Here is a 25,842-nt window from a genome sequence, read left to right as displayed (position 1 = left end):
CCCACACCCCACCCCCCCCCCCCCCCCCGCCGCCCCCCCCCCCCCCCGCCCCCCCCCCCCCCCCACACCCCCCCCCCCCCCCCCCCCCCCCCCCCCCCCCCCCCCCCCCCCCCCCCCGCGCGCGCCCCCCCCCCCCCCCCCCCCCCCCCCCGGGCCTCCCCCCCCCCCCCCCCCCCCCCCCCCCCCCCGCCCGGGGCGGGGGGCCCCCCCCCCCCCCCCCCCCCCCCCCGGCGGGAGCGATCCCGCTTGTTGCTGTTTGACGCCTCACGGCTTTCGTTCTCCCCGCCGGGATTATGTTCCCGGTCGATGTGAGGACCTTAGCGCGCGCCTTTCCGAAACCGCTTAAAAAGGCTGGTTAATCCAACCTCACCGCCGCGCATGATTGACAAGACCTTGGCGCGCATGATTGACGAGACGTTGCGCGCAAGGTGCGAATCTGAGCTCTTGGTGGGCTGAAAATGCTTGAAGTCCGCGCAATCAGGGCACATCTGTGGGTTCCGGTCCCGCAGCCCGCCCCAACAGGATTTCGTTTGTGAACCCTTCACCAAGCTCGACGCTTTCGCCCAAGGATTCGTCCACAGCCAGTCGCGACCTATTCGATCAGTCTGCGCTCTCCGATCTCGCGCAGCGGCTGGTGGATGCTGCCAGGCGCGCCGGCGCGGATGCGGCCGATGCGGTTGCCGTGCGTGGCGTCTCGCAAGGCGTCGAGGTGCGCGACGGCCGGGTCGAGGAATCCGAACGTTCCGAGGGCGACGATGTCGGCTTGCGCGTGCTGGTCGGCCGGCGCCAGGCGGTGGTCTCGACCAACGATGCCAGCGGCGATGCCGTGACCAAGCTTGCCGAGCGAGCGGTTGCGATGGCGCGTGTCGCGCCCGACGACAAATATGTCGGTCTTGCCGATCCCGCACTGCTCGCGCGCGACTTCCCCGATCTCGATCTGCTCGACCCCGACGTGCCCGCGACCTCGGAGCTCGAGCGGCGCGCGCTCGAAGCCGAGGCTGCGGCGCTCGGTGTGAAGGGCGTGACCAAATCCGGCGGCGCCTCGGCCTCCGCCGGCATGGGCGGCATGGTGCTCGTCACCAGCACCGGCTTCCACGGCTCTTATTTGCGTTCCAGCCAGGGCATCTCCGCCACCGCCATTGTCGGCGACGGCACCGGCATGGAGCGCGACTACGACTTCACCTCGGCGCCGCATGGTGCCGACCTCTTGTCGCCGGAGATCGTCGGCCGTTCCGCGGGCGAGCGCACCGTCGCTCGCGCCAATCCACGCAAGGTCGAGACCTGCAAGGTGCCCGTGGTGTTCGATCCGCGCGTCGCGGGCTCGCTGGTCGGTCACGTCGTCGGCGCCATCAATGGCGCTTCGATCGCGCGCAAGACCAGCTTCCTGAAGGACAAGCTCGGCCAGCAGCTGTTCGCCAAGAACATCCGCATCATCGACGATCCCTTACGCAAACGCGGCCTGCGCTCGCAGACGTTCGACGCCGAAGGTGTTGCCGTGAAGAAGATCGCGCTGATCGACGAAGGCGTGCTGACGACCTGGCTGCTCGATTGCGCCACCGCGCGTGAGCTCGGTCTCACCACCACCGGCCATGCCCATCGCGGCGTCTCCTCCTCGCCGTCGCCCGGGCCGTATAATCTGCATCTCGAACCCGGCACGCCGACGCCGGCCGAACTGATTTCCGACATCAAGCAGGGGTTCTACGTCACCGATCTGATCGGCTCGGGCGTCAACGGCGTGACCGGCGATTACAGCCGCGGCGCCTCCGGCTTCTGGATCGAGAACGGCGAACTCACCTATCCCGTGAGCGAGGTGACGATCGCCGGCCATCTGTTCGAGATATTCAAGTCGATGCAGCCGGCGAACAATCTCGAGTTCCGCTACGGCGTCAACGCGCCGACGGTGCGCATCGAGGGTTTGACGCTTGGCGGACGTTGACGCGAACGCAACAGGTGAAGCCATCCTGACACGCGACGCGGCGCTGCTGCAAGACACGGTGCGGGAGGCGGGCGCACTCGCGCAATCGATGTTCCGCACCGAGCTGAAGAAGTGGACCAAGGGCGCGTCCTCGCCGGTCTCGGAAGCCGACATTGCCGTCAACGATCTCCTGGAAGCGCGCCTGCGCGCGGCGACGCCCGACTATGGCTGGCTGTCGGAGGAGAGCGCCGACGACGAGGTGCGGCTGACGCGGCGCCTGACCTGGATCGTCGATCCCATCGACGGCACCCGCAACTACCTCAACGGCCACGACGAATGGTGCGTCAGCGTCGCGCTGGTCGAGGATGCCTCGCCTGTTCTCGCCGCGGTGTTCGCGCCGACCAGCGATGAGTTCTTCTTCGCCGCCCGCGGCCACGGCACGACCCTCAACGACAGGCCGGTGCAGGCGACGGCGGGATCCGGGCTCGACTTCTCGCGTGTCGCGGGTCCGAAGCCCCTGGTCGAGCGCCTGAAGCCGTCGCTGGGCGAGATCACGCTGCATCCGCGAATCGGTTCGCTCGCGCTGCGTTTGTGCCGGGTCGCCCATGGCGCGCTGGATGCGGCTTTTGCGGGCGGCAACAGTCATGATTGGGACCTTGCGGCGGCCGATTTGATCGTGCAGGAAGCCGATGGTAGGATGAGCGATCTCTCCGGAGATCCCATCCTCTATAACCGCCGGCAAGTCACGCATGGGGTGCTGGTGGCAGCGGGTCGCGATCGTCATGCGAGCATTGTCTCGCATTTTCGAAACCGCCCCTTGCCGTGAAGCGCTTTCTCGTGCTTGTCGAACACTGCTTTGCCGGGCAGCCCGTTAGGAACAGAACCGATGCCAGATAGTGCCCCGCAACAACTGCTCCACCTCGTCGTCGGCGGCGAGCTCGTCGATCTCGAGCACAACACCTTCAAGAACCTCGACGACGTCGAGATCGTCGGCCTCTATCCGAACTATGCGACCGCGCACGCCGCTTGGCGGGCCAAGGCGCAGAGCACGGTCGACAACGCGCAGATGCGCTATTTCATCGTCCATCTCCACCGGCTGCTCGACCCGAATCAAGAACCGGCGCGTTGAAAAAGCTGCTTCGCAATACGCTGAGGAGCAGCTTCGTTCAGCGTGCCGTCGGAATCCTGGCGGCGGAATATCTGCGTCTGGTCTGGTGGACGAACAAATTCACGTTCGATCCACCTGACGTCTATGACCGCGTCGAGCCGCAGATCCCGGCGATCTTCGCCTTTTGGCACGGCCAGCATTTCCTCACCCCCTTCATCAAGAACAAGGACTGGTACAAGGCCAGGGTCCTGATCTCCCGTCACCGCGACGGCGAGTTCAACGCGATTGCCGCCGAGCGGCTCGGCATCGGCACCATCCGCGGGTCCGGCGACCATGGCGGCGCGTTTCACCGGAAGGGCGGGGTCGGTGCCTTCAAGGAAATGGTGCGGACGCTCCAGGACGGTTGTAATGTCGCGCTGACCGCCGACGTCCCCAAGCGCTCGCGCGTGGCCGGGCTCGGCATCATCATGCTGGCACGGGAATCGGGGCGGCCGATCATGCCTTTTGCGATGGCGACCAGCCGCTTCGTCCGGCTCAAGAACTGGGACCGTACCACCATCAACCTGCCGTTCGGGCGGGGCGCATTGGTCGGCATCAAGGAAATCCACGTTCCGCCGGATGCGAACGCCGCCACCATGGAAGCGCTGCGGCTCGAGCTGGAAGAGACCTTGAACGAGGCGACCCGCCGCGCCTATGCGCAACTCGGCCGGCCGGGACCTGCAGATGCCTAAATCGCTGCCCGGCTCGCTGCCGTTGACGCTGCGGATGTACCGGCGCCTGGCGCGCGGCCTGGTGCCGCTCGCGCCTGTGCTAATCAAGCGGCGCCTGAAGCAGGGCAAGGAAGATCCCGCGCGCGTCGGCGAACGACGCGGCCTGTCCCGGGACGTGCGGCCGCACGGTCCGCTGGTCTGGATTCACGGCGCCAGCGTCGGCGAGGTCCTCGCCGCGGCGGCACTGATCGAGCGCCTGCGCGATCTGAACCTGCGCATTCTGCTCACCTCGGGCACCGTCACGTCGGCCGCAATTGTCGCAAAGCGCTTTCCACCCGACGTCATCCATCAATACGTGCCGTATGATTCCCCGCGTTATGTCGCGCGCTTCCTCGACCATTGGAAGCCGTCGCTGGCGCTGTTCATCGAATCCGATCTGTGGCCGAACCTGATCCTGGCCGGCGCCGCGCGCCGCGTGCCGATGGTGCTGATCAACGGGCGGATGTCGCCGCGCTCGTTCCCGCGCTGGCGCCGCATGCAAGGCACCATCTCGGCGCTGCTGTCGCGTTTCGACATTTGTCTGGCGCAGTCGAAGACCGATGCCGCGCGCTTCTCGGCGCTCGGCGGCCGCGACGTCGTCACCACGGGCAATCTCAAGCTCGACGTGCCGGCGCCCCCGGCCGATCCCGCCAAGCTCGAACGGCTGATGGCGATGACGCGCGGGCGTCCGGTCATCGTCGCGGCCTCGACCCATCCGGGCGAGGAGGAGATGCTGGTGGCGGCGCATCGCAGCCTCAGCGGTTTCTTCCCGCAGCTCCTCACCGTGATCGTGCCGCGCCATCCGGATCGCGGCTCCTCGATCACGGGCCTGATCACGGCGTCGGGCCTGAAGCCGGCCCTGCGCTCGCGCGACGAATTGCCGACGGCGGCCACCGACGTTTATATTGCGGACACCATGGGCGAGCTCGGCCTGTTCTATCGCCTCTCGGAGATCGTGTTCATGGGCGGATCGCTGATCCACCATGGCGGCCAGAATCCGATCGAAGCGATCAAGCTCGGCGCGGCCATTGTCCATGGTCCGCACGTCTTCAATTTCGCCGATGTCTACGAGGCGCTCGATCGCAGCGGCGGCGCGCGCCAGGCCGACACGCAGGAACTGCTGATCAAGCAGCTCGGCCAGCTGCTGGCCGATCCTGCCCTGCGCCAGAAGATCCACCAGTCGGGCGCCGGCGTGGTCGAGGATCTCGGCGGCGCGCTCAACCGCACCATGACCGCGCTCGAGCCTTATCTTCTGCAGTTGCGGATCGAGATGGGGGCCGCCAATGCGTGAGCCGGCCTTCTGGTACCGGCCACGTTCGCTCGAATCCTACGCATTGGGGCCGCTGGGTGCGCTCTATGGCGCGATCACCGAACGGCGGATGCTGCGCGAGGGCGTCGACGCCGGCATCCCCGTGATCTGCGTCGGCAACTACCATGTCGGCGGCGCCGGCAAGACGCCGACCGTGCTGGCGCTGACCAAGCTCTTGCGCGAGCTCGGCGAGACGCCGGTGGTGCTCAGCCGCGGCTATGGCGGCAGCCTCAAGGGCCCGGTGATGGTCGACCGGATGCGTCACACCGCGTCCGATATCGGCGACGAGCCGCTGATGATGGCGCGCGACGTCTCTGTCACGGTCGCGCGCGACCGCCTCGACGGCGTCGTGCTGGCGAAGTCGCAAGGCGCCACCGTGATCCTGATGGACGACGGTTTCCAGAACCCGCGTCTTCTCAAGGACACCTCGCTGATCGTGATCGACAGCGAGCGCGGCCTCGGCAACGGCAGGGTGTTTCCGGCCGGTCCCCTGCGTGCGCCGCTGATGGCGCAGCTCGCGCGCACCGACGCGCTGGTGATCATCGGCGGCGGCCGCGCCGCCGACGATCTCGCCGCCGAGCTAGCCAAGCGCAACAAGCCGGCGCTGCGCGCGCGGCTGACACCCGACGCCGGGTCGGTTGCAAGACTGTTGGGCAAGCCGGTGTTCGCGTTCGCCGGCATCGGCGATCCCGAGCGGTTCTTCCGCAGCTTGCGCGCTGGCGGCATCGAGGTCGCGGCTACGCGTGCCTTTGCCGATCATCACATGTTCTCGAACGACGAGATCGCAGCCCTCGCTGCGGAGGCCCGGCGCGAGCAGCAAACATTGGTGACGACGGAAAAAGATCTCGCGCGCCTGCACGGCCGCGAAGGCGTGCCGGACGACATCGTGCCGTTCGCCGTCCAGCTCGAGTTCGACGACCCGGCCGCGCTCAAGCAACTGATCAGCGACCATCTCTACAAGGCGCGGGAGCGGCGGTTCTCAAGGCGATGATCTCGTAGGGTGGGCAAAGCGGAAGCGTGCCCACCATCTTTGTTCGAGATTGATGTGATGTGGTGGGCACGCTGCGCTTTGCCCACCCTACAGCACCGCCATTCAGGCGACATTCATCGCAGGGCTCCTATCGATCTCACACGATCAGGAGACTTCAATGAAACAACCGCCCCCGGCCTCACGCTTGCGGCTTGGGCGCGCCCGGATAATGCCGCTCGAGCACGGCGGCGGGCGTGGCGTAGGCTTCCTGCAAATCCACGCTCCAGTATTTCAACTCGTCGAGCGGGATGCGCGTATCGGTGATCGCGCAACGCACGAACGTCCCCGGCGAGATCACGCGGAAATCGCCGTCGAGATACTGCACCTGCGCTTCGCCATGGCCCGAGGGGCCGAACTTGTTCAGCACGGTCGAAAGTCTCCGTGGAAGGCCGCTCCGGGATCACATGGAGGGCACGATGTGTTGGATGGGATGTAGCATAAATAGGGTGGCTTGTCCGCCCGGTAAACCCACCGGTTTGTGATGTTTTGGCGCCGTTTCCGCATGATAGTGCTTGAGCGAAGGATCCAACGGCAAAGTTCGATGCGCCTTCCGTTCACCGCCCTGTTCCTGACGTTCCTGATCTCGGCCGCGCAAGCGTCGCCGGCGCCGCAGCCGGTCGAGATTCCGCTCGCGTCCGGCGTGCTGCATGCGCAGCTCTACAAGCCCGAGGGCACCGGGCCGTTTCCGACCGTGATTGCGCTCCACGGCTGCGGCGGTCTCGGTGGCCATTCCGATTCCGTCCTGCCGCGCTATCGCGACTGGGCCGAGCGGCTGCTCAGATCCGGCAACGCCGTCCTGCTCCCCGACAGCTACGGCTCGCGCGAGCTCGGGCCGCAATGCCGCGTCAAGGAGATGCACGTCAAGGCGCGGCGCGAACGCGTCACCGACATCGCGGCGTCGCGCGCCTGGTTGATGCGGCAGAGTTGGGTTGCGCGCGACCGCGTCAGCCTGATGGGATGGGCGAATGGCGCCAGCGCGCTGCTCTGGGCCGTGCGTCCGCAGAGCCTCGCGCGCGATGTGGGCCCGGATTTCCGCGCCGCGATCGCGTTCTATCCGGACTGCCGGATTTCCGCAGGCCTGGGCTGGAGCACACGGGTGCCGACGCTGGTGCTGATCGGCGGCAATGACGACGTCTCGTCGCCGCCGGCCTGCCGCCAGATGGTCGATGGTGCGCATGGCCGCAGCGCGCTCGCGCGGATCGTGGTCTATCCCGGCGCCTATCACGATTTCGACCGCGCCAACACGCCGGTGCATGCCGCGAGTGGCAGCCTTGATGCCGCCGCACCCGAGCACGGCCATCTCGGCACCGATGCGCAGGCGCGCGCGGAGTCGCAGAAGGAAGTCGCGGAGTGGCTGGCGCGGTAATGGCAGTGCCGTAGCCCGGATCGAGCGAAGCGCAATCCGGGAAGGTCGTTGTGTGTGGCGCGAACCCCGGATTACGCTCCGCTCCACCCGGGCTACACGCTCCACCGCAGCGGGGCCGACCGTGAATCTACGGACCGCGCGCCGTGATGGTTTCAACCCGTGGCAACGCCATCATTCGACCACGATGTCGATTAAACGCAATGCCATGCGCAACCGCTTCGCCCTGTTCTCCTCCGCCCTGATCGTCTTCACCGTCGCGGTCTTCCTGTTCGAAGCCCATTCCTTCGAAGCCCATGCCGGCGCGCCGGAGCATTGCGGCTTCTGGACCACGATCGACGCGGGATTGTCCTGCCGCTGAGACGCGCAGTCTTGTAGCCCGGATGAGCGTAGCGATATCCGGGGCCGCTGGTCCCGCATGTCGCTACGCTCATGCGGGCTACGACAGCGAGTTCGTGGCACGCGTCCCACATACCACTGTCATCGCCCGGCTTGACCGGGCGATCCAGTACGCCGGGACGGTTGTGATTCACCGAGAAGCCACGGCGTACTGGATTCCCCGCTTTCGCGGGGAATGACACCGAGAATGTTGCGCCTCTCCCCGCCTAGAACAAATTCCCCTGATCCACCGGCTTGCCGACGCGCTTCGGCGCGGGCTTTGCCTCTTGCGCCGCCGCCTTGCCTTGCGAAGGCGCGCGCTTCGCTGTGGCCGCAGGCCGATCCGCATCCGCAGTCGCACCCACACGGCCATCCGCAAATTCGATCTCGACCCTCGCGCCCGGGCCGATCGCATCCGCCGCATGCAGGGGATGGCCGGCTTCGTCGCGCACCAGCGCAAAGCCGCGCGCGAGCACGCCGCGATAGGACAGCGCGGAGAGCAGCTTGCCGCTGTTCTCGACGCGGGCATCGAGCCGCTGCAACAGCGTCACCAGCGCGCGGCCCGCGCGCTCGGCCAGGCGATGCGTGCGCTCGCGCTGGCGTGCGATCGCGTTGCGCTGCGCCTGCGCATTGGAGAGCTTTGAGGCGCGCAACCGCACCTCCAGCCCGGCGAAGCGGTCGCGCCGTCGCCGCAGCAGCGAGCGTGTGGACAGTCCGAGCCGCTCGCCGCACACGGTGAGGCGATGATCGGCCTGCGCGATCTGGCCATGCAGCACCCGCAGCGTCAGCTTGGCGCCTGCGGCGGTGAACCTGCGGAAATGCGCATGCGTGTTGGCCTTGAGGCAGCGGGGCAGGGACGCCCCCGCCGAATCCAGCCGCTGGCGCGGGATCGCCAGCAGATCGCCGGCGGCCGGCAGCGCGCGCGCGGCCGCACGCAGCTCGCTGCGACGGCTCTCCTGGCTGCGCAGCCAATAGGCGCGGGTGCGTCGCCCGAGATCGCCGACCTCGACAAAGAGATCGCTGCGCACCGGCACCGCCATCTCGGCCGCCGCGGTCGGCGTCGGCGCGCGCTTGTCGGCGACGAAATCGATCAGCGTGATGTCGGTCTCATGCCCCACCGCCGAGATCAGCGGGATCATGCTCTCGGCCGCGGCGCGGACCACGATCTCCTCGTTGAACGACCACAGATCCTCCAGCGAGCCGCCGCCGCGCGCGACGATCAGCACGTCGGGCCGCGGAATCCTGCCGCCCGGGGCAATCGCATTGAAGCCGCGGATCGCAGCCGCGACCTGCTCGGCCGAGCCTTCGCCCTGAACTTTCACCGGCCACACCAGCACGTGGCGGGGAAAGCGGTCCTCCAGCCGATGCAGGATGTCGCGGATCACGGCGCCGGTCGGCGACGTCACGACGCCGATCACCTCCGGCAGCCACGGCAGCAGCTGCTTGCGCGCCTCGTCGAACAGGCCTTCGGCGGCGAGCTTCCGCTTGCGCTCCTCCATCAGCGCCATCAGCGCGCCGATGCCGGCCGGCTCCAGCGCCTCGATCACGATCTGGTATTTCGAGGAGCCCGGATAGGTCGTGAGCTTGCCGGTGGCGATGACCTCGAGCCCCTCCTGGGGCTTGAAGCGCATGCGGCCGTGCACGCCCTTCCAGATCACCGCCTCGATCTTGGCGCTCTCGTCCTTGAGCGCGAAATAGCAATGGCCGGAGGAATGCGCCCCGCGGAAGCCGGAGATCTCGCCGCGGACCCGGACATGGCCGTAGGTGTCCTCGACCGTCCGTTTCAGGGACTGCGAGAGCTCGGAAACGGTGAATTCGGGAGTGTTGAGCAGGGGTTCCGCTGAAGGCATCGGCAAACGATTCGGCATGTTGGGATCAGACCCGACGTTAAGGATTTTTGCAGCGCCGCGCCAATCCGGGGATTGATCAGAAGAGTACTCTGTATTATAGAGTTCTCTATGGTTGATCAGTTTGAGGGGAGTGGATCATGGCGATACGACTGCTACGCGGCGTTCTGAGCGGGCTGAAATGGGCCCTGTGTGCGGTTGGCGGCGTGGCGCTGATCCTGGCCGCCATGATCGCGACCCCGCTCGAGCGACCACCGGAGATGAAATCGGTCTCCGACTCCGCCAAGGGCATCGACTGGACCACCCTCCCGCCGCTGGAGCGCTTCCAGGCCCGCGACGGCACCTGGATCGGCTTCCGCCACTACGCTGCCAAAGCGTTTTCAAGCGAAGTGGAAGCCGGTTCGCGTGAAGAAAACGCGTCAAAACAAGAATCCGGAGCCCCGTTCCGATCCCATCGGAACGGAAATGGCTCCGGTCCCGCGACCGGCCGTGGCGCGATCTTCATCCACGGCTCGTCCGGCTCCAGCGGCACCGTCAATCATGCCCTGGCCCATGCGATCGCCGCGCGCGGCGTGGAGACCTGGGCGCTCGACATCCGCGGCCATGGCGGCTCCGGCACGCGCGGCGACATCGGCTATGTCGGCCAGCTTGAGGACGACCTCGTCGACTTCGTCGCGGAGGTCCGCAAGACCGCGCCGGAGCTGCCGCTCACCTTGATCGGCCATTCCGCCGGCGCCGGCTTCTCGCTGCGCGTCGCCGCGACGCCGATCATGCAGGACATGTTCGTGCGCACCGTGCTGCTCGCGCCTTATCTCGGCTATGACGCGCCGACCAACAAGCCGCATGCCGGCGGCTGGGCCAATGCCGACCTGCCGCGCCTCTTCGCGCTCGCCGCACTGCGCAAGCTCGGCATCGACTGCTGTGCGCAGCTTCCGGTGCTCGCGCTCGCCGTTCCCGCGACTTCGGCAAAGTATCTCGTCGCCACCTATTCCGATCGCCTGATGCGCAATTTCGCGACCCGCGGCTATCGCGTCGATCTTCCGGCCACGACGCGCCCCATCACCATCTTCGGCGGCGCCGAGGACGAGATGATGATCTCGGATAAATATGCGGAAACCGTGCAGGCCATCAAACCGTCGGTCGACGTCAAGATCATCGACGGCATCAACCACATGGGCATCGTCACCAACCCGAAGGCGATCTCGGTCATCGCCGACGACGTCGCAACGCGCGGGGCAGGGCAGTCATGATGCGCCCCGTTGATGACAGGGTAACCGCATATGAGAGCGAACGATGGAGCGGCATCGGCGGTAGGCTCCCTCCCCCGCTAGCGGGGGAGGGCTGGGGAGAGGGCTGTCGCCGCGATGGGATCGTCGAGAATTGCGGAAAAAATCCCCAAGTGGAGAGAGCCCTCACCCGCCGCGCGCGGGACGATGCTGGCGCATCGCCCGGGTCGCGTCGGCCTCTCCCGCAAGCGGGAGAGGCCGGAGCAGGCCGCCTAGTCCGCCTGACGTCTCGAAGGACGAGGCGCTTGCTCAGCTGTCACCGAGCGTCATACGAGATAGCCCAGGGACAGAAAGGGACGACATGATCGACAGCAAGGAGGCGTCCGCGGCGCTGGCCGACATCGACGACATCGTCCAGCGCGTGAAGCAATCGCAGCTCTATGAGCTGGCGAGCCACGCCGCCGTCTGGTGGGGCGTCCTGGTGTTCGCGGCCAATCTCGTGACCTGGCTGTGGCCGGTCTATGCGGTCTACGCCTGGGTTGCCGCGGACGTTTTGGGCGCCGGCGGTCTGGTGGCGCTGCGCATTTTCAATCCGCCGCATCACTCCCATGGCGCCGCGTTCAACGTCAGGCTGCTTCTGGTGTTCGTGCTGTTCTTTGCCTTCGGTTATCTCTGCACCAATTTGCTCGGTCATTTCGGCCCGCGCCAGCTCGGCACGTTCTGGCCGCTCTACTTCATGCTGTTCTATTCGCTGGCGGGTCTCTGGTTCGGCTATGCCTTCATGGCGATCGGTCTCGGCATCTCCGCGCTGACGCTGATCGGCTACTTCTACATCGGCGAGGCGTTCCCGCTCTGGATGGCCTTCGTCAATGGCGGAGGCCTGATCCTCGGCGGCCTCTGGATGCGACGGATCTGATGGCCGAGCTCGATGACATCATCCACCAGCCGTTGCGGCTGAAGATCATGGCGGCGCTGAACGCGCTGCCTGCGACCGCCGGCCTCGAGTTCGCGCGCCTGAAGAAGCTGACCGGCGCCACCGACGGTAATCTCGGTGCGCATATCGAGACGCTGGCCAAGGCCGGTTACGTTTCGGTGGAGAAAGCATTCGTCGGCAAGAAGCCGCAGACAACGGTCACCGCAACCCCGACTGGCCGAGGCGCGTTCGCGCGGCATGTGGCGACGTTGCAGGAGATCATTGCGGGGAAGCAGGGGTAGGCCGTCGCCAAGCCGTACCGTCGGGTGGCACCACGAACTAACGACGTCGGCATCGAAAGGAGTAGCGAGCTTGCGTTTCGCGTCGGGTCTTTCCCGTAGCGAGAGTCTTCATTTTGCCAGACGTCTCTGCGAACCCTTGTCCGGTGCGCGCTATGCCGAGGGCTCCGCGCCTCGCCCCGTTGCTCCACCGAGCCCGATGGCAACTCACAAGATCGCGTCCTTGAGAAGCAGTAATACTTGAGGGGGGACTGCCCGTACTCTCACATAACTTGCTCGTCGCTTGCATCGTCGATTGTTATTTCGGCCACGGGTTGCCTGGCACTGTCGTTTCTTTGCCAAGCTTTCAAGAGCGCTGAGGCCTTTCTACGAGTCGCGCGCGGACGACCTGCGTTTGCCAACACTTCCAAACGCGAGAATGCCTCTCCCTTATCGAGGAAAAGTCCGACGACATCGTCGCGCAGCGGATGGGTTACGCCCGTGTCTGAGCTGCTTTGCCAACCGCGCATTGCCTGGAGGGCACTTAAAAAGCCCCCATCGTCACGAGTTGCTGCAGCGATATACTGCCTCGCAATGGACGCGTTGCCGAGCTGAACCCAGCAATAGAGTGCGTCCAAGGGGCTCGGCAGGGTGATTATCCTCTTCACACCGAACGTTTCGTATCGTCGGGTGATGAGTATCACAGCTTCATCAAGCGCCTCACGGCTGAGCCATTGGTTTTCAGGGTAGGATCTGTTGCCCGTCGGTAGACCGTGGGCAAAGCCCAGATCGCGGACCAAATGGGACAGCCAATTGATGGCTTTCCCTCTGGTTACGATGTCGGAGAAATTCGACGGCTTATTCTTCTCCACCAAATGAACTGCTTTGCGCCAGAGTTCACTCCTCCCAAATTCCTGGATGCCCACGGTCTCGACCGCCAATTCGTCCATTGTCAGCGCAAATGCCCAAGCCATGCCATCTGCTTCGGACGTCGAAAGTGAGCCCGCGGGTTGATCCAAAAGTCGATCCAGCAGTAGGTCAACGAAGTGCCCTCTTCGTTCATGCTCTCGCTTTAGCAACTCTAACAGGAACGCCTTGGCTCTTCCTCCGCTGGTCGCGCATGCTTTGCGAAATGCGACAAGATCGCCATCCTTCAGCGCGTATGATGGTGCTTCAAAGGCAAAATATTGCCGCCAGTGGCTCGGACTTCCCAATCTGTGTTTGGCTTCGAAATTTCCCAGCTCGTCACGCGTAAAGTCAAAGACCTTTCGCTTACTCTCATCATCAAATGCGAACGAACCCACGCCGGGGAGAAAGCTATTGATACCAGAGATATATGCGCGGCTTGCCCAACCATGCTTCTCCATCAGCTTTGACAGAGATTGAGCCATTTCGCCAGGCTGGGTGTCTCCGGCGCGGCCCCCGTCGCGATATGCACCGACATTTTGAAGATACTCGCGAGTCCAAGTATACATCTCGTACGATTTGAGTTTCTGCAATTGCAGCCACAGAAAATCGCAGAAGTCCGACTCGAGTGGCAGCAGAGGCCAGCTTAAGGCAACGGCATCGAATAGCCGGGCGACGTCCCGCGGTGTTGTTAGAAAAGTACCACCCCAAACATCAAAGAACAGATGCTGCCGGTACTCTGCATCGCGGTCTCCCTGAATCCTCTCAAACTCCTTAGGAAAAGCTTGCTTGAGTTTCCTCTTGAGGGCCCTTCGGAGAGCGAAAGGCTCTTGCGGCGGGATGTGAATGACTTCCTGAAGTATCTTTTCGGTATAGCGACGGCCATCCTCAACCTGCAACGTATGGCGGACCTGTTCCGACAATACGTTGGAGTCGTAGCAGATCAGGTACGTGATGCAGGGAAAATCGGCCACCTTTTGCACCATGCGTAAGACCTCTACAGCCTCTTCAGGAGGCAGACGATCCAAGTCGTCAATGACGACGGTAAACCTGATTTCCGAATGCGTTCGCCGCAGCTCTCTCAGCCCTTGAACGATTTCGGCCTTCAGTTTTTCGAGCGGGACCGCATTTCCGAAGAACGGTATAAGCCTATCAAGTCCCTTGAGCCCTATTGCCGCCAGTGCAGTGGTGCCGCTCGGATCTAGCGATGCGGCGCCGCCAACAGGTCCCGCTAACGCTCCGATATATCTCCCGTACTTCCGAATAGACTTAGACAATTTTGTTCGGGCGCGGCGCAGTTGCCAGGACGTGAAAGACGACCCGAATTCGGATGATTCTTCGATCCTATCGATCTCGGTCGCCAGCAAACCAAAGAACGCGGCAATAAGCACGCTTTTGTCGCCGATGAGCCACGGCTCGAAGCGAAGCACACGTTGCCCTGAGATTCTCTCCAGCCGCTCGCTTATAAAATTGACAAATGTGGATTTTCCGCTCCCCCATGAGCCTTCAATGCCGAGCGCGTATCCGTCGCCGCGAACCATAGTCGCGAGCGTATTGGACAATCGAGCAATGGTTTCATTGAGCCCAAACTCGTCATCATCTATCGAGACAAGGGCTTTGTCGCCGGTTAGAGGCGGGCGCGATGCTTGCACGCTTTGGGCATCCATCAACAATCTCGGACGTCAGACCGACAACTTAAACGATCACCCGAGGCTACGGCTTTGCCTACCGTGAGTCACGCCCAAATGAACTGCCAGACGACGGCATTGCTGCGGCGCGCTCGTAGCTTCAATGACCGAGCCAACCATCAGTTCAGCTAAGGGCTTCTCTTCACTGCCAAATCGCGCCATCATCGCTCGAATATGGTTTACGATGATAGTGCACCAAACCATGTCGACTGACGCTTTGGCTTTTGAAACTAGTTCGCGCTTGCTTGATCGACTCGGGCGCTAATTGAAAACGCCTGTTTCCTGCCAGTGTCCACATAGAAGACAACTCCCCCCGCTGGTCACCGTCTCAGTTTCACATTGATCGCAGCGCATAAGAAATCCGTCGGAGGCCTTCGTTGCGATGCGAGCACTGTGCGCTTGCGCGAATTCGTGAGCCTGCTCAATCAACATGCGCCATGTGTCGTCGTTCTTAAATTCGGCCGACAGGTCTATCCCAAGATGCTCTTCGGCGAAACCCAGCGCGAAGCTTAGGGCGTTGCCCACGATGATTTTCGCCTCCACTTCTGAAGCGTGCCACTCATAATGTTCGATAGCGTTCCGCGTCGTGCGGAGAGCGAGAAGGCTCGTTTTATCTGTTTCTGAGAAGGTAACATTGCATAATGTAGTCAGGCGGCTGACGGCAGTTTCTGGGGTAACAGTAAGAGCCTGAAGGCTACGAAACTTATCGACGTTTTGCCAAATGAACGCGGGATGTTCGCGGCGCAGGCGCTCTTTCAGCAACAGTTCGATTGTGTGAGCTGCATTAGTAATGGCGTGTTTGAGTCTAGCGTGGTCGGAGGTCATATCGCCCCAAGCCATTAACTCCACGGCCCGCTTAAGGGAGTCCCTAGCGTTGCTGAGAAGGTCAAACTGTATGGGGCCTTTTGCACTCATCGTCGCCAGGCCACTGCGGGAGCAGACTTTATCTGCCTAAACGGGCCGCAGCAAAAATGAATCGCCGATTCCAAAGACGTCCTATTCGTTGCCTCTCGACCTCTGTTCGTTCGGTGTTCAATTCGGATTACGGTGGCAGTGCTGTCACATAATTCCATCAAACTCCTCGCTCATTGTTGAATGCCATATTCAGCCATCCTTGCGGCATGTGTCTCCGGATCGAGCATCTTGTATGCTCGCATCATCATACCCAGAAAATCCCTCACATCGTTGAAGTAATTTCTGAATGCTGATTTTACTTCTTCGACGTTTCGGGCACCCACCAAGACAATGTTGTCTTCCGGAAATTCCTTTTCGAGTTCAAGTAGCTTGGAAGACGCCTCCAATTCCAGATCGAACTGATAAAGCTTAAACCCGTGCTTCTTGCCGATATGCAAGATGATGTGGTCTGCCTCTATATGGTCTCCTACCCAATCGTTTAAGACCAAATTGACAAGCATATGCATCACACCAATTTCGCCATTTAGCTTCTCGAACGCGACATACAGTTCTTTGTTGCTTAGATCGGGAAACAATCGTGGTGGGCATTCCTCCAGAGTCCTAGCAAGCATTTCGCTGGCTAGCCGAAACAACTCGACATAGCGTCGGTCGCCACGATCGAATTTTGGTTCATGCTCGGTGACCTCAGTTACGACCTCGACGGCTGTAGACCATGCATGCTGAGTGCTCGTTCGGTACTGAATTTCAATAAGGAGGCCGTCGCACTTCGGATTCCCCTTCTTTGACTTGGACCTGTGTTCGTAGATGTCGTGGATGCCCCGGTAGCCGCGGTCCGAAGGTCTTTCTATGTAGTTGTACTTATCTCTCTCGTTTTTGCGGATATGCTTGAATTTTGCATGATGGACCTTGGAACGAAATTCGTGGAGCATTTTGATACTAGGAAATATCAGCCGGCAGCCAGCCACGTCATCCATGCGAGCAAGCTGCATTCCGTCATGGCGTGACAGTTTGTCGATAATCGTTGAGCGGCGCTTCAATCGCTGCGCCACCTGCACATCCAAGTTCTTGGCTCTGGCCCGCAAGAGTGACTGAAACGAGTTGATCACATCGCGATGGGCCATCCTCCATGATTCTAGAATAGTTGCCTGTGCTGGTTCCAACTTACCGCCACGGAGCGCGTCGCCAGCGCGATTAATCGCACCCTTTGAGCCCCAATGGGGCAATTCTTCCTGCTTTGCCATGGCTTTTAATGCCGCCTCAACAGACCCGCTTTCGGTCCACTGCCGGAGCACATCGAGGGGGACGCGTTCTCCGTGTGGGAGGCGCGTTATAAACCTGTGGTCATGTGCATTCAAAGTGATAACTCTCCTCGGGGAAGGAGCGTCGATGTCGACAGATGCAGGCTCACGTGGGTGAGGCGCTTGCCGCGTGTGTGTGGTTTCGGAATAATAGCATTATGCGCCTGTTTTGCCCGACGCATCAAGCCGAATTACGGGGGATTACGGTGAAAGTGCACTAAATAGCGCCAATGATGCTTTCGCTTGGAATTTAATGCAGCTTCACCGTAATTCTCTATGGAGGCACGGAATCCCAGATGAATGGATTTCTCGACGCGCTGAAAAAGGAAAGCGGGTGCAGCCTAATAATTATGGCATGGGGAGTCTTTGCGGTTGGCTACATGATCTATTGGTTCGCAAGCGGCGGCAATCCGGAGAACAAGAAGTTCTTCGATGACTGCTACCGGCAGCAAACGCGGCGATATGCGCCGGGTGATGTGCCTGACTTCGGTATGAGAGCTGCAATCGCAGAATGCACCAATCGCCAGAACGAACGGCTCGGTTTGCCAAATACCCACTTACGCGCGAATTAGCATTCGCCCCCGTAGGGGAAGAACGGGCAGCGCAAGCCTGCCCCGGAATGACGGGGAGTTCGGGGCCAGCCCCCCTTGAGACCCGCCCCGATTAGTGCGCCCTCCGCCCCCCGCAAACCCCACATTCTGGGCCTTCTATGCACATTCTCCTGCTCGGTTCCGGCGGCCGCGAACATGCCCTGGCGTGGAAGATCGCAGCCTCTCCCCTGGTGACCAAATTCTGGTGCGCGCCGGGCAATGCCGGGATCGCGCGCGAGGCGGAATGCGTGGCGCTCGACATCGCCGACCATGCTGCCGTGATCGCCTTCTGCAAGGCGAACGCGGTCGAGCTCGTGGTGGTCGGCCCGGAGACGCCGCTGGCGGCCGGTATCGTCGATGACCTCACCGCCGCCGGTATCAAGGCGTTCGGGCCGGACAAAATCCCCGCCCAGCTCGAAAGCTCGAAGGGCTTTACCAAGGCGCTGTGCACCGAATTCGGCATTCCGACCGGCGCCTATGAGCGATTCACCAACGCCGCCGATGCGCGTGCTTACGTCCAGAGCCAGGGCGCGCCGATCGTGGTCAAGGCCGACGGACTTGCCGCCGGCAAGGGCGTCGTCGTCGCCAAGTCGGTGCGCGAGGCGGAGGACGCCATCGCCATGATGTTCGAGGGCGGCTTCGGCGAGGCCGGCGCCGAGGTCGTGATCGAGGAGTTTCTGCCGGGCCGCGAGATCAGCTTCTTCGCGCTGTGCGACGGCGAGACCGCCATTCCGTTGGCCTCCGCGCAGGACCACAAGCGCGTGTTCGACCACGACGTCGGCCCGAACACCGGCGGCATGGGCGCCTATTCGCCGACGCCGCTGGTCACGCCGGCGATCCACGACGCGATCATGGCCAAGATCATCAGGCCTACGGTATCAGGCATGAAGCAGCGCGGCACGCCGTTCCGCGGCATCCTCTACGCCGGCATCATGCTGACGACGCAGGGCCCGAAGCTGTTCGAGTTCAACGTGCGCTTCGGCGATCCCGAGTGCCAGGTGCTGATGCTCAGGATGATGTCGGACATCGTGCCGGCCTTCCTCGCCGCCTGCGACGGGCAGCTGAAGAACTTTGACCTGCGCTGGCATCCGGAGGCCGCGCTCACGGTGGTGATGGCCGCGAAGGGCTATCCCGGCGATTATCAGAAGGGCACGCGGATCGAGGGGCTCGATGACGCCTCAGAGGTCGAGACCGCCGAGATCTTCCACGCCGGCACGGTCGAGAAGGACGGCGCCATCCTCGCCAATGGCGGCCGCGTGCTCAATGTCTGCGCGCTCGGCAAGACCGTGACGGAGGCGCAGGCCCGTGCCTATCAGGCCGTGGACCGCATCAACTGGCCGGAAGGTTTCTGCCGCCGCGACATCGGCTGGCAGGCGGTGGACGCCGAGAAGGCCAAGGGCTGACAGGCTTTTTTCGCGCGCCCGCGCAATTTCGGTCCTGCCCGTCGGCACTCCGAAATTACGTAGGCGGCTGTTGGGCTTAGCTACTGTGCATGGGGTTGTTTTTCGACTTTTTGTTTTGGGGCATTCTCAGGACCGAACAGATCCCACGCTGACAGATAAGGATGCAGAAGATGTCCGATCTCGCCGATCTCTATCCCGGCTTCGCCTCCGAATGGATCGACACCTCCTTCGGCCGCATCTTCGCCCGCGTCGGCGGCAACGGCCCGCCGCTGTTGCTGCTGCACGGCTTCTCCGAGACCAACGTGATGTGGCACCGCGTCGCGCCGCAGCTGGCCGACCGGTTCACGCTGATCATCGCCGACCTGCCCGGCTATGGCTGGTCCGACATGCCCGAGAGCGATGCGCTGCACATCCCCTACAGCAAGCGGGCGATGGCCAAGGCCATGGTCGAGGCGATGGAGCAACTCGGCCACGTGCACTTCGCGCTCGCCGGCCATGATCGCGGCGGCCGCGTCTCGTATCGGCTGGCGCTCGATCATCCCGGCCGGCTGTCGAAGCTTGCGGTGCTCGATATCCTGCCGACCTATAATTACTGGGAGCGGATGAACCGCGCCTATGCGCTGAAGATCTATCACTGGACGTTCCTGGCGCAGCCGGCGCCGTTGCCGGAGACGCTGATTTCCAGCAATGGCGAGTTCTTCCTGCGCTTCAAGATGGCGAGCCAGACCAAAACGAAGACGCTTGATGCGATCGACAAGCGCGCGCTCGAACATTACATCGCCCCGTTCCGCGATCCCGCCCGCGTCCACGCGATGTGCGAGGACTACCGCGCCGGCGCCTATGTCGACTACGATCTCGACAAGGCCGATTTCGAGGCCGGCAACAAGATCACCATTCCGATGCTGGCGCTGTGGGGCAATGCCGGCATCGCGCAAGCCGCCGCCACCCCGCTCGACATCTGGAAGCAATGGGCGACCAACGTCGTGGGCCATCCCGTGGATTCCGGCCACTTCCTCACCGAGGAGAACCCCGACGTCACCGCGAAGGCGCTGCGCGAGTTCTTTGCCGCGCCTTAGCGCCGCTCCCGGAAGAAGTCCTTGAGCAGCCGCGCCGCCTCGCTTTCGCCGACCCCGGAATAGACATCCGGAACGTGATGGCAGGTCGGCGAGGTGAAGAACCGCACGCCGGACTCGACCGCGCCGCCCTTGGGGTCGGCGGCGCCGTAATACAGGCGCCTCACCCTTGCAAACGAGATCGCGCCCGCACACATGGTGCAGGGCTCCAGCGTCACGTAGAGGTCGCAGTCGACCAGGCGCTCGCTGCCGATTTTTTTGGCCGCCTCGCGCAGCGCAACGATCTCGGCATGAGCCGTGGGGTCGTAATCGGTCAGCGTCCGGTTCGCCGCGGTGGCAATGACCTCGTAATTGCGGACCACGACGCATCCGATCGGAACTTCGCCCGCCTTTCCGGCGTTTTCGGCCGTTTTGAGCGCCAAATCCATGAAAGAGGGGGCTTTCAAGCCTCGTATCATCGCCAGAAACCTGCTAGTAGCTGCGCCTTCAGCAGAAGTGCTTACCGATTTTGCCTGAGCATGCGGCTCGAGACGAGCGCGCACAATGCTTTCTGGCCACCCCCTGAGTGAGATTATTCATGCCTCGCGACAGCGACAAAGACAACGATTCCCGCGGCCGTCGCGATCGCGGCCCGGCCAAGGGCGGTCCGGCCAAGGGCCGCTCCGGCAAGCCCCGCGGGCCCGACAAGAAGTTCGCCAAGCGCGGCTTCGAGGGCAAGGGCGATGCCCGCCCGCCCCGCGGCGACCGCGACAGCCGTCCGGTCCGCCGCCGCGAGGAGGGTGATGCGCCCCGCCGCGACTTCAGCGACCGCCCGAAGTTCAATCGCGAAGACCGGCCGCGCCAAGACCGGCCGCGCGAAGACCGGCCGCGCGGCGAGGATCGTGGCGAGCGCAGCTTCAAGCCGCGTGGCGATCGGCCCTTCAAGCCGCGTGAAGACCGTCCGTTTTCCGATCGTCCGTCGCGCGACGGCGAGAAGCGCCCGTTCAAGCCCCGTGGCGACCGCCCATTTTCTGATCGCTCCTCGCGCGATGGCGAGAAGCGGCCGTTCAAGCCGCGCGGTGATCGCCCGTCCTATGGGCGTGATGACCGTCCGCCGCGCAGGGATCGCGACGAGTCCCGTCCGGCCGGCCGAACCGGTGACGCGAAGTTTGGCGACAAGCGACCTTACGCGCCGCGTGGCGACCGTCCGGAACACAAGTTCGACGGCGAGCGGAAGTTTTCGCGCGGCGCACCGGACCGCAATCGCAGCGAGCGCAGCGATTCGAAACCCTGGCAGAAGCGCGATGCGGCTCCGCGCGGCGACCGGCCGCCGCGCAAGGACTTCAGCAAGGGTCCGCGCAAGGATTTTGGCGGCAGCGACCGCGGTCAGGACAAGCCCTGGCAGAAGCGCGACGATCGGCAAGGCGGCGGCGACGACCGTCCGCGCTTTTCGCGTTCGCGCGACGATCGTCCATCGGGTGATCGTCCGTTCCGCGAGCGGCCCAAATTCGATCGTCCCAAATTCGATCGTCCACGCGATGATCGTCCGAGCTTCGATCGCGGCGGCGATCGCCCGAAATTCGATCGTCCGCGCGAGCGCTCCGAGGGCCGCTCCGACTGGCACGAGCATCCCCGCAGCGAAGCGCGTTCCGGCGATCGTCCACGCCGCGAAAACGAGGATGAGAGCAGGATCTTCGAGAAGCGTCCGGCCTTCGGTGGCCGCGGCGCCTATCGCGAGCGCGATCGTGATTCCGAGCGGCGGCCGCGCCGCGAGGAAGAGGCCAAGCCGAAGAAGGCCGGCGAGCGTATCGCCAAGGTGCTGTCGCGTGCGGGCCTCGCCTCGCGCCGCGATGCCGAGGAGATGGTCACGCAGGGCCGCGTCAGCGTCAACGGCCGCGTCATCAACTCGCCGGCGCTCGACATCACCTCGAACGATGTCGTCACCATCGATGGCAAGCCGTTGCCGGAGCGCGAGCGCACGCGGCTGTTCCTCTATCACAAGCCCCGCGGCCTGATGACGACGCATGACGATCCCGAGGGGCGTCCGACCGTGTTCGACAATTTGCCGGAAGGTCTGCCGCGGCTGATCTCGATCGGCCGGCTCGACTTCAACACCGAGGGCCTGCTGCTGCTCACCAATGATGGCGGGCTCGCGCGCACGCTCGAACTGCCGGACACCGGCTGGCTGCGCCGCTACCGTGTCCGCGCCCATGGCGACGTCACGCAGGCGCAACTCGACGAGCTGAAGAACGGCATCGAGATCGAGGGCGTCAAATACGGTCCGATCGACGCCACGCTGGAGCGCGACCAAGGCGCCAATGTCTGGCTGGTGTTCGCGATTCGGGAGGGCAAGAACCGCGAAGTGCGCAACGTCTGCGCCCATCTCGGGCTCGAGGTGAACCGACTGATCCGGGTCTCCTACGGCCCGTTCCAGCTCGGCGAAGTCCCGGAAGGCCAGGTCGAGGAGATCAAGTCCCGCGTGCTGCGCGACCAGCTCGGCGAAAAGATCATCGAGAAATCGGGCGCGCAGTTCGACGTGCCGCAGAAATCTGCCTCGCATGAGGGGGACGACGCGCCGCGCGAGAAGAAGCCGGCGAGCAAGCGCGGCGTGATCAACGACCGCAAGGGCCGTCGCGTGCTGGTGCAGCGCACCGGCAGCGAGGAAGCGCGCGAGCGTAACGAGGCTGAGGCGAGCGGCTACGGTCCGCCGCGCCGTCCCAAGCGCGGCTATCACGGCAAGCGCGATCTGGCGCCGAAGGAGGACTGACGTTGCGCGTCGTCGGCGGTCGATTGAAGGGGCGCAATCTGGCCTCACCGTCCTCGCGCGACATCCGCCCCACGGCGGACCGCCTGCGCGAGTCCGTGTTCAACATCCTCGTGCATGCCTATGACGATCCGATTGCGGATGCGCGCGTGCTCGATCTCTTCGCCGGCACCGGCGCGCTCGGCATCGAGGCGTCGTCTCGCGGCGCGAAATTCGTGCTGTTCGTCGACAACGGCGCGGAAGCGCGCGCCCTGCTGCGGAATAATGTCGAGACGCTGGGCCTGGGTGGCGTGACAAAAGTCTATCGTCGTGATGCCACCGATCTCGGCCCTGCCCATCCGGTCGAGCCTTTCTCGCTGGTGTTCCTCGATCCGCCCTATGGCAAGGGGTTTGCGGAGAAGGCGCTCGCGAGCTTGCGCGACGGCGGCTGGCTGACGCCGGGCGCGCTGCTCGTGGTGGAAGAGGCGAAGGCTGCGCAGTTCGTCACGCCGGAGGGCTTCGAGGAATTGGAGCGGCGCGCTTATGACGACACGGAGTTCGTGTTTTTGAGGCGGCCGTAGTCTCGCTGCCGTAGGGTGGGCAAAGCGAAGCGTGCCCACCAACTCTGTTGGGATCGTGGATAGATGGTGGGCACGTTGCTGCGCGCCTTTGCCCACCCTACGGCACTGTCACCTCCGCCCGAACAGCTTCTCCACGTCGCTCAGCTTCAGCTCGACATAGGTCGGGCGGCCGTGATTGCACTGGCCGGAGTTCGGGGTGTCCTCCATCTCGCGGAGCAGGGCGTTCATCTCCTCCGGCCGCAGTCTGCGGCCGGCGCGTACCGAGCCATGGCAGGCCATGGTGGCGGCGACGTGCATCAGCCGGCGCTCCAGCGGCAGCGCCTCGTCCCACTCGGCCATGTGCTCGGAAAGATCGCGCAAGAGCCCGCCTGCGTTGGTCTTGCCGAGCAGCGACGGCGTCTCGCGCACCGCGACCGCGCCGGGGCCGAAGGCCTCGATCGCAAGGCCAAACGACGCCAGCTCCTCGCTGCGCTCGAGCAGGCGCTCCACCGTGGCCTCGTCCATCTCGACGATCTCGGGGATCAGCAGGATCTGCCGCTGCACGCCGTTGGCCGACAGCGAAGCCTTCAGCCGCTCGTAGACGATGCGTTCATGCGCGGCATGCTGGTCGACGATGATCAAGCCGTCGCGGGTCTGCGAGACGATATAGGTCTCGTGGATCTGGGTGCGGGCCGCGCCGAGCGGACGGTCGACCAGGTCGCCGACGGGCTGGCTCTCGATCCGCACGTCCGCACTGGGCGCGCCGACGTCGAACGCGGCCTGTGCGCGCTCGGCGAAGGCGGGCGCAGCGGAGCCTTCGAATGACGGCATCGGCGCCACCGGGGCGGATGGCGACGCCCGCCAGTCCCAGCTTGCCGGGCGCGGCGTGAATGCGGGGCGGAACGACGACAGCGCGCTTTCGCCGCTGTTGGCGGCGGTGCGCCGGCCCTCCCGCGCAAGCCCTTCCTTCAATCCGTGCACGATCAGCGCGCGTACCAGGCCGGCGTTGCGAAACCGCACCTCGGTCTTGGCCGGATGCACATTGGCGTCGACCTCGCGCGGATCGAGCGTGACGAACAGCGCCAGCACCGGATGACGGTCGCGCGGCAGATAGTCGGCATAGGCACCGCGCACCGCCCCGAGGATCAGCTTGTCGCGCACCGGGCGGCCGTTGACGAAGAGATATTGCCCGAGCGCGTTGGCCTTGGTTAGCGCGGGTCCTGCGGCATAGCCGGCGACCACCACGCCCTCGCGCTCGGCATGGACCTCGATGGCATGGCTGCGGAACTCTGCCCCCAGGATGTCGCCGAGACGCGTGAGGCGACCGGCGACGCCGGGCAGTGCCGCAGCCCAGGTCACCGGGGCGCGCTCTTCGCCCGCGAGCGTGAAGGCGATTTCGGGCCGCGCCATCGCGAGGCGCCGCACCACCTCACGGATCGCTTCCGCCTCGGTCCGGTCGGTCTTCAAGAACTTCAGCCGCGCCGGCGTCGCGTAGAAGAGATCGTTGACCTCGACCCGCGTGCCATGTGCGAGCGCGGCCGGCATGATCTCCGACTTCTCGCCGCCCTCGACATTGAGCGCCCAGGCATGCGGCCCGCTGGCATGCCGCGTGGTGATGGAGAGCCGCGCCACAGAGCCGATCGAGGGCAGCGCCTCGCCGCGGAATCCAAGCGTTCGGATCTGCAGCAAGTCCTCATCATCGAGCTTGGAGGTGGCGTGACGCTCGACCGCCAGTGACAGGTCCCTGGCGGTCATGCCGCCGCCGTCGTCGGTGATGCCGATCCGCCGACGCCCGCCGCCATCGGTAAAGACGTCGATCCGGCTTGCGCCGGCATCGATGGCGTTCTCGACCAGTTCCTTGACTACGCTCGCGGGACGTTCGACCACCTCGCCGGCGGCGATGCGGTTGACGACCTGTTCTGGCAGTTGGCGGACGGGCATGAAGGAACTCAAGGCGGTGTTCAGGCGCCCAATCTAGCCGCTCAAGCCGCCAAATGCATGGGCCAGGTCCGGACTACCCACATGACACACCGCGCCCACCGAGCAGGCTCTCTCAGTCGTCGATGCCACGGCCGCCGCCCCGTTTGGATTTGATGTCGCTGCGGCGCTTCTTGCCCTCGAGCCGGCGCTGCTTGGAGCCAAAGGTCGGCTTTGTCGCGCGCCGCGGCTTGGGCCGGATCATGGCTTCGCCAAGCATCTCCGTAAGGCGGTCGATGGCGTCCTGGCGGTTGCGCTCCTGGGTGCGGAAGCGCTGGGCCTGGATCACGATCACGCCGTCCTTGGTCATGCGCTGCCCTGCGAGTCGGGCAAGGCGCAGCGCGGCATCCTCCGGAATGGTCAGCTTGCGAGTGTCGAAGCGCAATTGCGCCGAGGTCGCGACCTTGTTGACGTTCTGTCCGCCCGGGCCGGAGGCGCGGACAAAGCCGATCTCGATGTCGTCCTCGTCGATGACGAGATCGCGGGATATCCGCAGCATGGTGGCACCAGGAAAAGGATTCGCGCGCGCAACATATCTGCTTTGAGCGAAATTTGCCGCGCTCTATCCATTCCCTCCCCCCTTGTGGGGGAGGG

General features: G+C 64.1%; 24 protein-coding genes. 16 read left to right on the top strand and 8 right to left on the bottom strand.

Annotated elements, in window-relative coordinates; all coding sequences use genetic code 11:
• The first annotated feature begins 532 nt into the window (after positions 1-532).
• The 6 genes from AC0L2J_RS32710 to lpxK are packed head-to-tail and all read left to right on the top strand — an operon-like array spanning position 533 to position 6,072.
• A complete protein-coding gene (locus tag AC0L2J_RS32710; protein WP_473395718.1) occupies positions 533-1,936 on the top strand; it encodes a TldD/PmbA family protein in 1,404 nt (467 codons plus the stop codon).
• Complete coding sequence (locus AC0L2J_RS32705) at positions 1,923-2,741, top strand: 3'(2'),5'-bisphosphate nucleotidase CysQ (protein WP_473395717.1); 819 nt, start codon at positions 1,923-1,925, stop codon at positions 2,739-2,741. Before AC0L2J_RS32710 ends, AC0L2J_RS32705 begins: the two co-directional genes overlap by 14 nt.
• Positions 2,742-2,801: 60 nt before the next feature.
• Positions 2,802-3,044: a DUF4170 domain-containing protein gene (locus tag AC0L2J_RS32700; protein WP_007596929.1), complete on the top strand. Its 243-nt coding sequence runs from the start codon at positions 2,802-2,804 to the stop codon at positions 3,042-3,044.
• The gene (locus AC0L2J_RS32695; RefSeq protein WP_007614948.1) at positions 3,041-3,754 is read left to right on the top strand and encodes a lysophospholipid acyltransferase family protein; all 714 of its coding nucleotides are present in this window, start codon (positions 3,041-3,043) and stop codon (positions 3,752-3,754) included. The genes AC0L2J_RS32700 and AC0L2J_RS32695 overlap by 4 nt, the downstream gene beginning before the upstream one ends.
• The gene (locus tag AC0L2J_RS32690; RefSeq protein WP_473395716.1) at positions 3,717-5,063 is read left to right on the top strand and encodes a 3-deoxy-D-manno-octulosonic acid transferase; all 1,347 of its coding nucleotides are present in this window, start codon (positions 3,717-3,719) and stop codon (positions 5,061-5,063) included. The genes AC0L2J_RS32695 and AC0L2J_RS32690 overlap by 38 nt, the downstream gene beginning before the upstream one ends.
• Entirely contained in the window at positions 5,056-6,072 is a 1,017-nt protein-coding gene (lpxK, locus tag AC0L2J_RS32685; RefSeq protein WP_473395715.1) for a tetraacyldisaccharide 4'-kinase, read from the top strand. The genes AC0L2J_RS32690 and lpxK overlap by 8 nt, the downstream gene beginning before the upstream one ends.
• A gap of 178 nt (positions 6,073-6,250) precedes the next feature.
• On the opposite strand, the gene AC0L2J_RS32680 is transcribed toward lpxK, so the two are convergent.
• On the bottom strand, positions 6,251-6,478 hold the full coding sequence (locus tag AC0L2J_RS32680; protein ID WP_007596922.1) for a DUF2093 domain-containing protein: 228 nt from the start codon (positions 6,476-6,478) through the stop codon (positions 6,251-6,253).
• A 174-nt stretch (positions 6,479-6,652) separates the two neighbouring features.
• Between AC0L2J_RS32680 and AC0L2J_RS32675 the strand changes: the two genes are divergently transcribed.
• Both AC0L2J_RS32675 and AC0L2J_RS32670 read left to right on the top strand, forming a co-directional pair.
• Positions 6,653-7,477, top strand: a complete 825-nt coding sequence (locus AC0L2J_RS32675) for a dienelactone hydrolase family protein (protein ID WP_473395714.1) — start codon at positions 6,653-6,655, stop codon at positions 7,475-7,477.
• 121 nt (positions 7,478-7,598) lie between these two features.
• Positions 7,599-7,835, top strand: a complete 237-nt coding sequence (locus tag AC0L2J_RS32670) for a hypothetical protein (protein WP_473395713.1) — start codon at positions 7,599-7,601, stop codon at positions 7,833-7,835.
• 244 nt (positions 7,836-8,079) lie between these two features.
• Here AC0L2J_RS32670 and xseA read toward each other — a convergent pair whose 3' ends face one another.
• A complete protein-coding gene (gene xseA, locus AC0L2J_RS32665) occupies positions 8,080-9,702 on the bottom strand; it encodes an exodeoxyribonuclease VII large subunit (RefSeq protein ID WP_473395712.1) in 1,623 nt (540 codons plus the stop codon).
• Between the two features lie 137 nt (positions 9,703-9,839).
• Here xseA and AC0L2J_RS32660 point away from each other — a divergent pair, with 137 nt between their 5' ends.
• The 3 genes from AC0L2J_RS32660 (at position 9,840) to AC0L2J_RS32650 (ending at position 12,140) form a co-directional block, all read left to right on the top strand.
• Entirely contained in the window at positions 9,840-10,949 is a 1,110-nt protein-coding gene (locus AC0L2J_RS32660; RefSeq protein ID WP_473395711.1) for an alpha/beta hydrolase, read from the top strand.
• Positions 10,950-11,286: 337 nt separating this feature from the next.
• Positions 11,287-11,841: a hypothetical protein gene (locus AC0L2J_RS32655; protein ID WP_473395710.1), complete on the top strand. Its 555-nt coding sequence runs from the start codon at positions 11,287-11,289 to the stop codon at positions 11,839-11,841.
• Positions 11,841-12,140, top strand: a complete 300-nt coding sequence (locus AC0L2J_RS32650) for a winged helix-turn-helix domain-containing protein (protein WP_473395709.1) — start codon at positions 11,841-11,843, stop codon at positions 12,138-12,140. Before AC0L2J_RS32655 ends, AC0L2J_RS32650 begins: the two co-directional genes overlap by 1 nt.
• Positions 12,141-12,400: 260 nt before the next feature.
• Here the strand turns inward: AC0L2J_RS32650 and AC0L2J_RS32645 are convergent, their stop codons facing one another.
• The 3 genes from AC0L2J_RS32645 to AC0L2J_RS32635 form a co-directional block, all read right to left on the bottom strand.
• Positions 12,401-14,689: a KAP family P-loop NTPase fold protein gene (locus AC0L2J_RS32645; RefSeq protein WP_473395708.1), complete on the bottom strand. Its 2,289-nt coding sequence runs from the start codon at positions 14,687-14,689 to the stop codon at positions 12,401-12,403.
• A 282-nt stretch (positions 14,690-14,971) separates the two neighbouring features.
• Entirely contained in the window at positions 14,972-15,550 is a 579-nt protein-coding gene (locus AC0L2J_RS32640; RefSeq protein WP_473395707.1) for a hypothetical protein, read from the bottom strand.
• Positions 15,551-15,795: 245 nt separating this feature from the next.
• A complete protein-coding gene (locus tag AC0L2J_RS32635) occupies positions 15,796-16,866 on the bottom strand; it encodes a RelA/SpoT domain-containing protein (RefSeq protein WP_473395706.1) in 1,071 nt (356 codons plus the stop codon).
• Between the two features lie 353 nt (positions 16,867-17,219).
• Between AC0L2J_RS32635 and AC0L2J_RS32630 the strand changes: the two genes are divergently transcribed.
• From AC0L2J_RS32630 to AC0L2J_RS32620, 3 genes are all read left to right on the top strand, one after another.
• Positions 17,220-17,495 carry a hypothetical protein gene (locus AC0L2J_RS32630; protein ID WP_473395705.1) on the top strand — a complete coding sequence of 92 codons (276 nt, stop codon included), beginning with the start codon at positions 17,220-17,222 and terminating at the stop codon, positions 17,493-17,495.
• Between the two features lie 137 nt (positions 17,496-17,632).
• Positions 17,633-18,916, top strand: coding sequence for a phosphoribosylamine--glycine ligase (purD, locus tag AC0L2J_RS32625; protein ID WP_473395704.1), 1,284 nt, complete (start codon positions 17,633-17,635; stop codon positions 18,914-18,916).
• A 170-nt stretch (positions 18,917-19,086) separates the two neighbouring features.
• Positions 19,087-19,992, top strand: coding sequence for an alpha/beta fold hydrolase (locus tag AC0L2J_RS32620; protein WP_473395703.1), 906 nt, complete (start codon positions 19,087-19,089; stop codon positions 19,990-19,992).
• Here AC0L2J_RS32620 and AC0L2J_RS32615 read toward each other — a convergent pair.
• The gene (locus AC0L2J_RS32615; RefSeq protein ID WP_007596901.1) at positions 19,989-20,447 is read right to left on the bottom strand and encodes a nucleoside deaminase; all 459 of its coding nucleotides are present in this window, start codon (positions 20,445-20,447) and stop codon (positions 19,989-19,991) included. The genes AC0L2J_RS32620 and AC0L2J_RS32615 overlap by 4 nt on opposite strands.
• 119 nt (positions 20,448-20,566) lie before the next feature.
• Between AC0L2J_RS32615 and AC0L2J_RS32610 the strand changes: the two genes are divergently transcribed.
• Positions 20,567-22,735: a pseudouridine synthase gene (locus tag AC0L2J_RS32610; RefSeq protein WP_473395702.1), complete on the top strand. Its 2,169-nt coding sequence runs from the start codon at positions 20,567-20,569 to the stop codon at positions 22,733-22,735.
• A gap of 2 nt (positions 22,736-22,737) precedes the next feature.
• Positions 22,738-23,292, top strand: a complete 555-nt coding sequence (gene rsmD, locus AC0L2J_RS32605; protein WP_473395701.1) for a 16S rRNA (guanine(966)-N(2))-methyltransferase RsmD — start codon at positions 22,738-22,740, stop codon at positions 23,290-23,292.
• Positions 23,293-23,400: 108 nt separating this feature from the next.
• On the opposite strand, the gene mutL is transcribed toward rsmD, so the two are convergent.
• The gene (mutL, locus tag AC0L2J_RS32600) at positions 23,401-25,212 is read right to left on the bottom strand and encodes a DNA mismatch repair endonuclease MutL (RefSeq protein WP_473395700.1); all 1,812 of its coding nucleotides are present in this window, start codon (positions 25,210-25,212) and stop codon (positions 23,401-23,403) included.
• A gap of 112 nt (positions 25,213-25,324) precedes the next feature.
• Positions 25,325-25,747 carry an alternative ribosome rescue aminoacyl-tRNA hydrolase ArfB gene (gene arfB, locus AC0L2J_RS32595; protein ID WP_473395699.1) on the bottom strand — a complete coding sequence of 141 codons (423 nt, stop codon included), beginning with the start codon at positions 25,745-25,747 and terminating at the stop codon, positions 25,325-25,327.
• Positions 25,748-25,842: the final 95 nt, after the last annotated feature.

The organism is Bradyrhizobium sp. MV1.5 (assembly GCF_055807615.1).
This window is presented reverse-complemented; position numbering and strand designations above follow the sequence as displayed.

Coding starts and splice junctions, on each gene's coding strand:
- AC0L2J_RS32700 (WP_007596929.1), top strand. CDS start 2,802: ATGCCAGATAGTGCCCCGCAACAACTGCTCCACCTCGTCGTCGGCGGC.
- AC0L2J_RS32690 (WP_473395716.1), top strand. CDS start 3,717: ATGCGCAACTCGGCCGGCCGGGACCTGCAGATGCCTAAATCGCTGCCC.
- lpxK (WP_473395715.1), top strand. CDS start 5,056: ATGCGTGAGCCGGCCTTCTGGTACCGGCCACGTTCGCTCGAATCCTAC.
- AC0L2J_RS32675 (WP_473395714.1), top strand. CDS start 6,653: ATGCGCCTTCCGTTCACCGCCCTGTTCCTGACGTTCCTGATCTCGGCC.
- xseA (WP_473395712.1), bottom strand. CDS start 9,702: ATGCCTTCAGCGGAACCCCTGCTCAACACTCCCGAATTCACCGTTTCC.
- AC0L2J_RS32660 (WP_473395711.1), top strand. CDS start 9,840: ATGGCGATACGACTGCTACGCGGCGTTCTGAGCGGGCTGAAATGGGCC.
- AC0L2J_RS32655 (WP_473395710.1), top strand. CDS start 11,287: ATGATCGACAGCAAGGAGGCGTCCGCGGCGCTGGCCGACATCGACGAC.
- AC0L2J_RS32650 (WP_473395709.1), top strand. CDS start 11,841: ATGGCCGAGCTCGATGACATCATCCACCAGCCGTTGCGGCTGAAGATC.
- AC0L2J_RS32645 (WP_473395708.1), bottom strand. CDS start 14,689: ATGGATGCCCAAAGCGTGCAAGCATCGCGCCCGCCTCTAACCGGCGAC.
- AC0L2J_RS32640 (WP_473395707.1), bottom strand. CDS start 15,550: ATGGCTTGGGGCGATATGACCTCCGACCACGCTAGACTCAAACACGCC.
- AC0L2J_RS32635 (WP_473395706.1), bottom strand. CDS start 16,866: ATGGCAAAGCAGGAAGAATTGCCCCATTGGGGCTCAAAGGGTGCGATT.
- AC0L2J_RS32630 (WP_473395705.1), top strand. CDS start 17,220: ATGAATGGATTTCTCGACGCGCTGAAAAAGGAAAGCGGGTGCAGCCTA.
- purD (WP_473395704.1), top strand. CDS start 17,633: ATGCACATTCTCCTGCTCGGTTCCGGCGGCCGCGAACATGCCCTGGCG.
- AC0L2J_RS32620 (WP_473395703.1), top strand. CDS start 19,087: ATGTCCGATCTCGCCGATCTCTATCCCGGCTTCGCCTCCGAATGGATC.
- AC0L2J_RS32615 (WP_007596901.1), bottom strand. CDS start 20,447: ATGATACGAGGCTTGAAAGCCCCCTCTTTCATGGATTTGGCGCTCAAA.
- AC0L2J_RS32610 (WP_473395702.1), top strand. CDS start 20,567: ATGCCTCGCGACAGCGACAAAGACAACGATTCCCGCGGCCGTCGCGAT.
- mutL (WP_473395700.1), bottom strand. CDS start 25,212: ATGCCCGTCCGCCAACTGCCAGAACAGGTCGTCAACCGCATCGCCGCC.
- arfB (WP_473395699.1), bottom strand. CDS start 25,747: ATGCTGCGGATATCCCGCGATCTCGTCATCGACGAGGACGACATCGAG.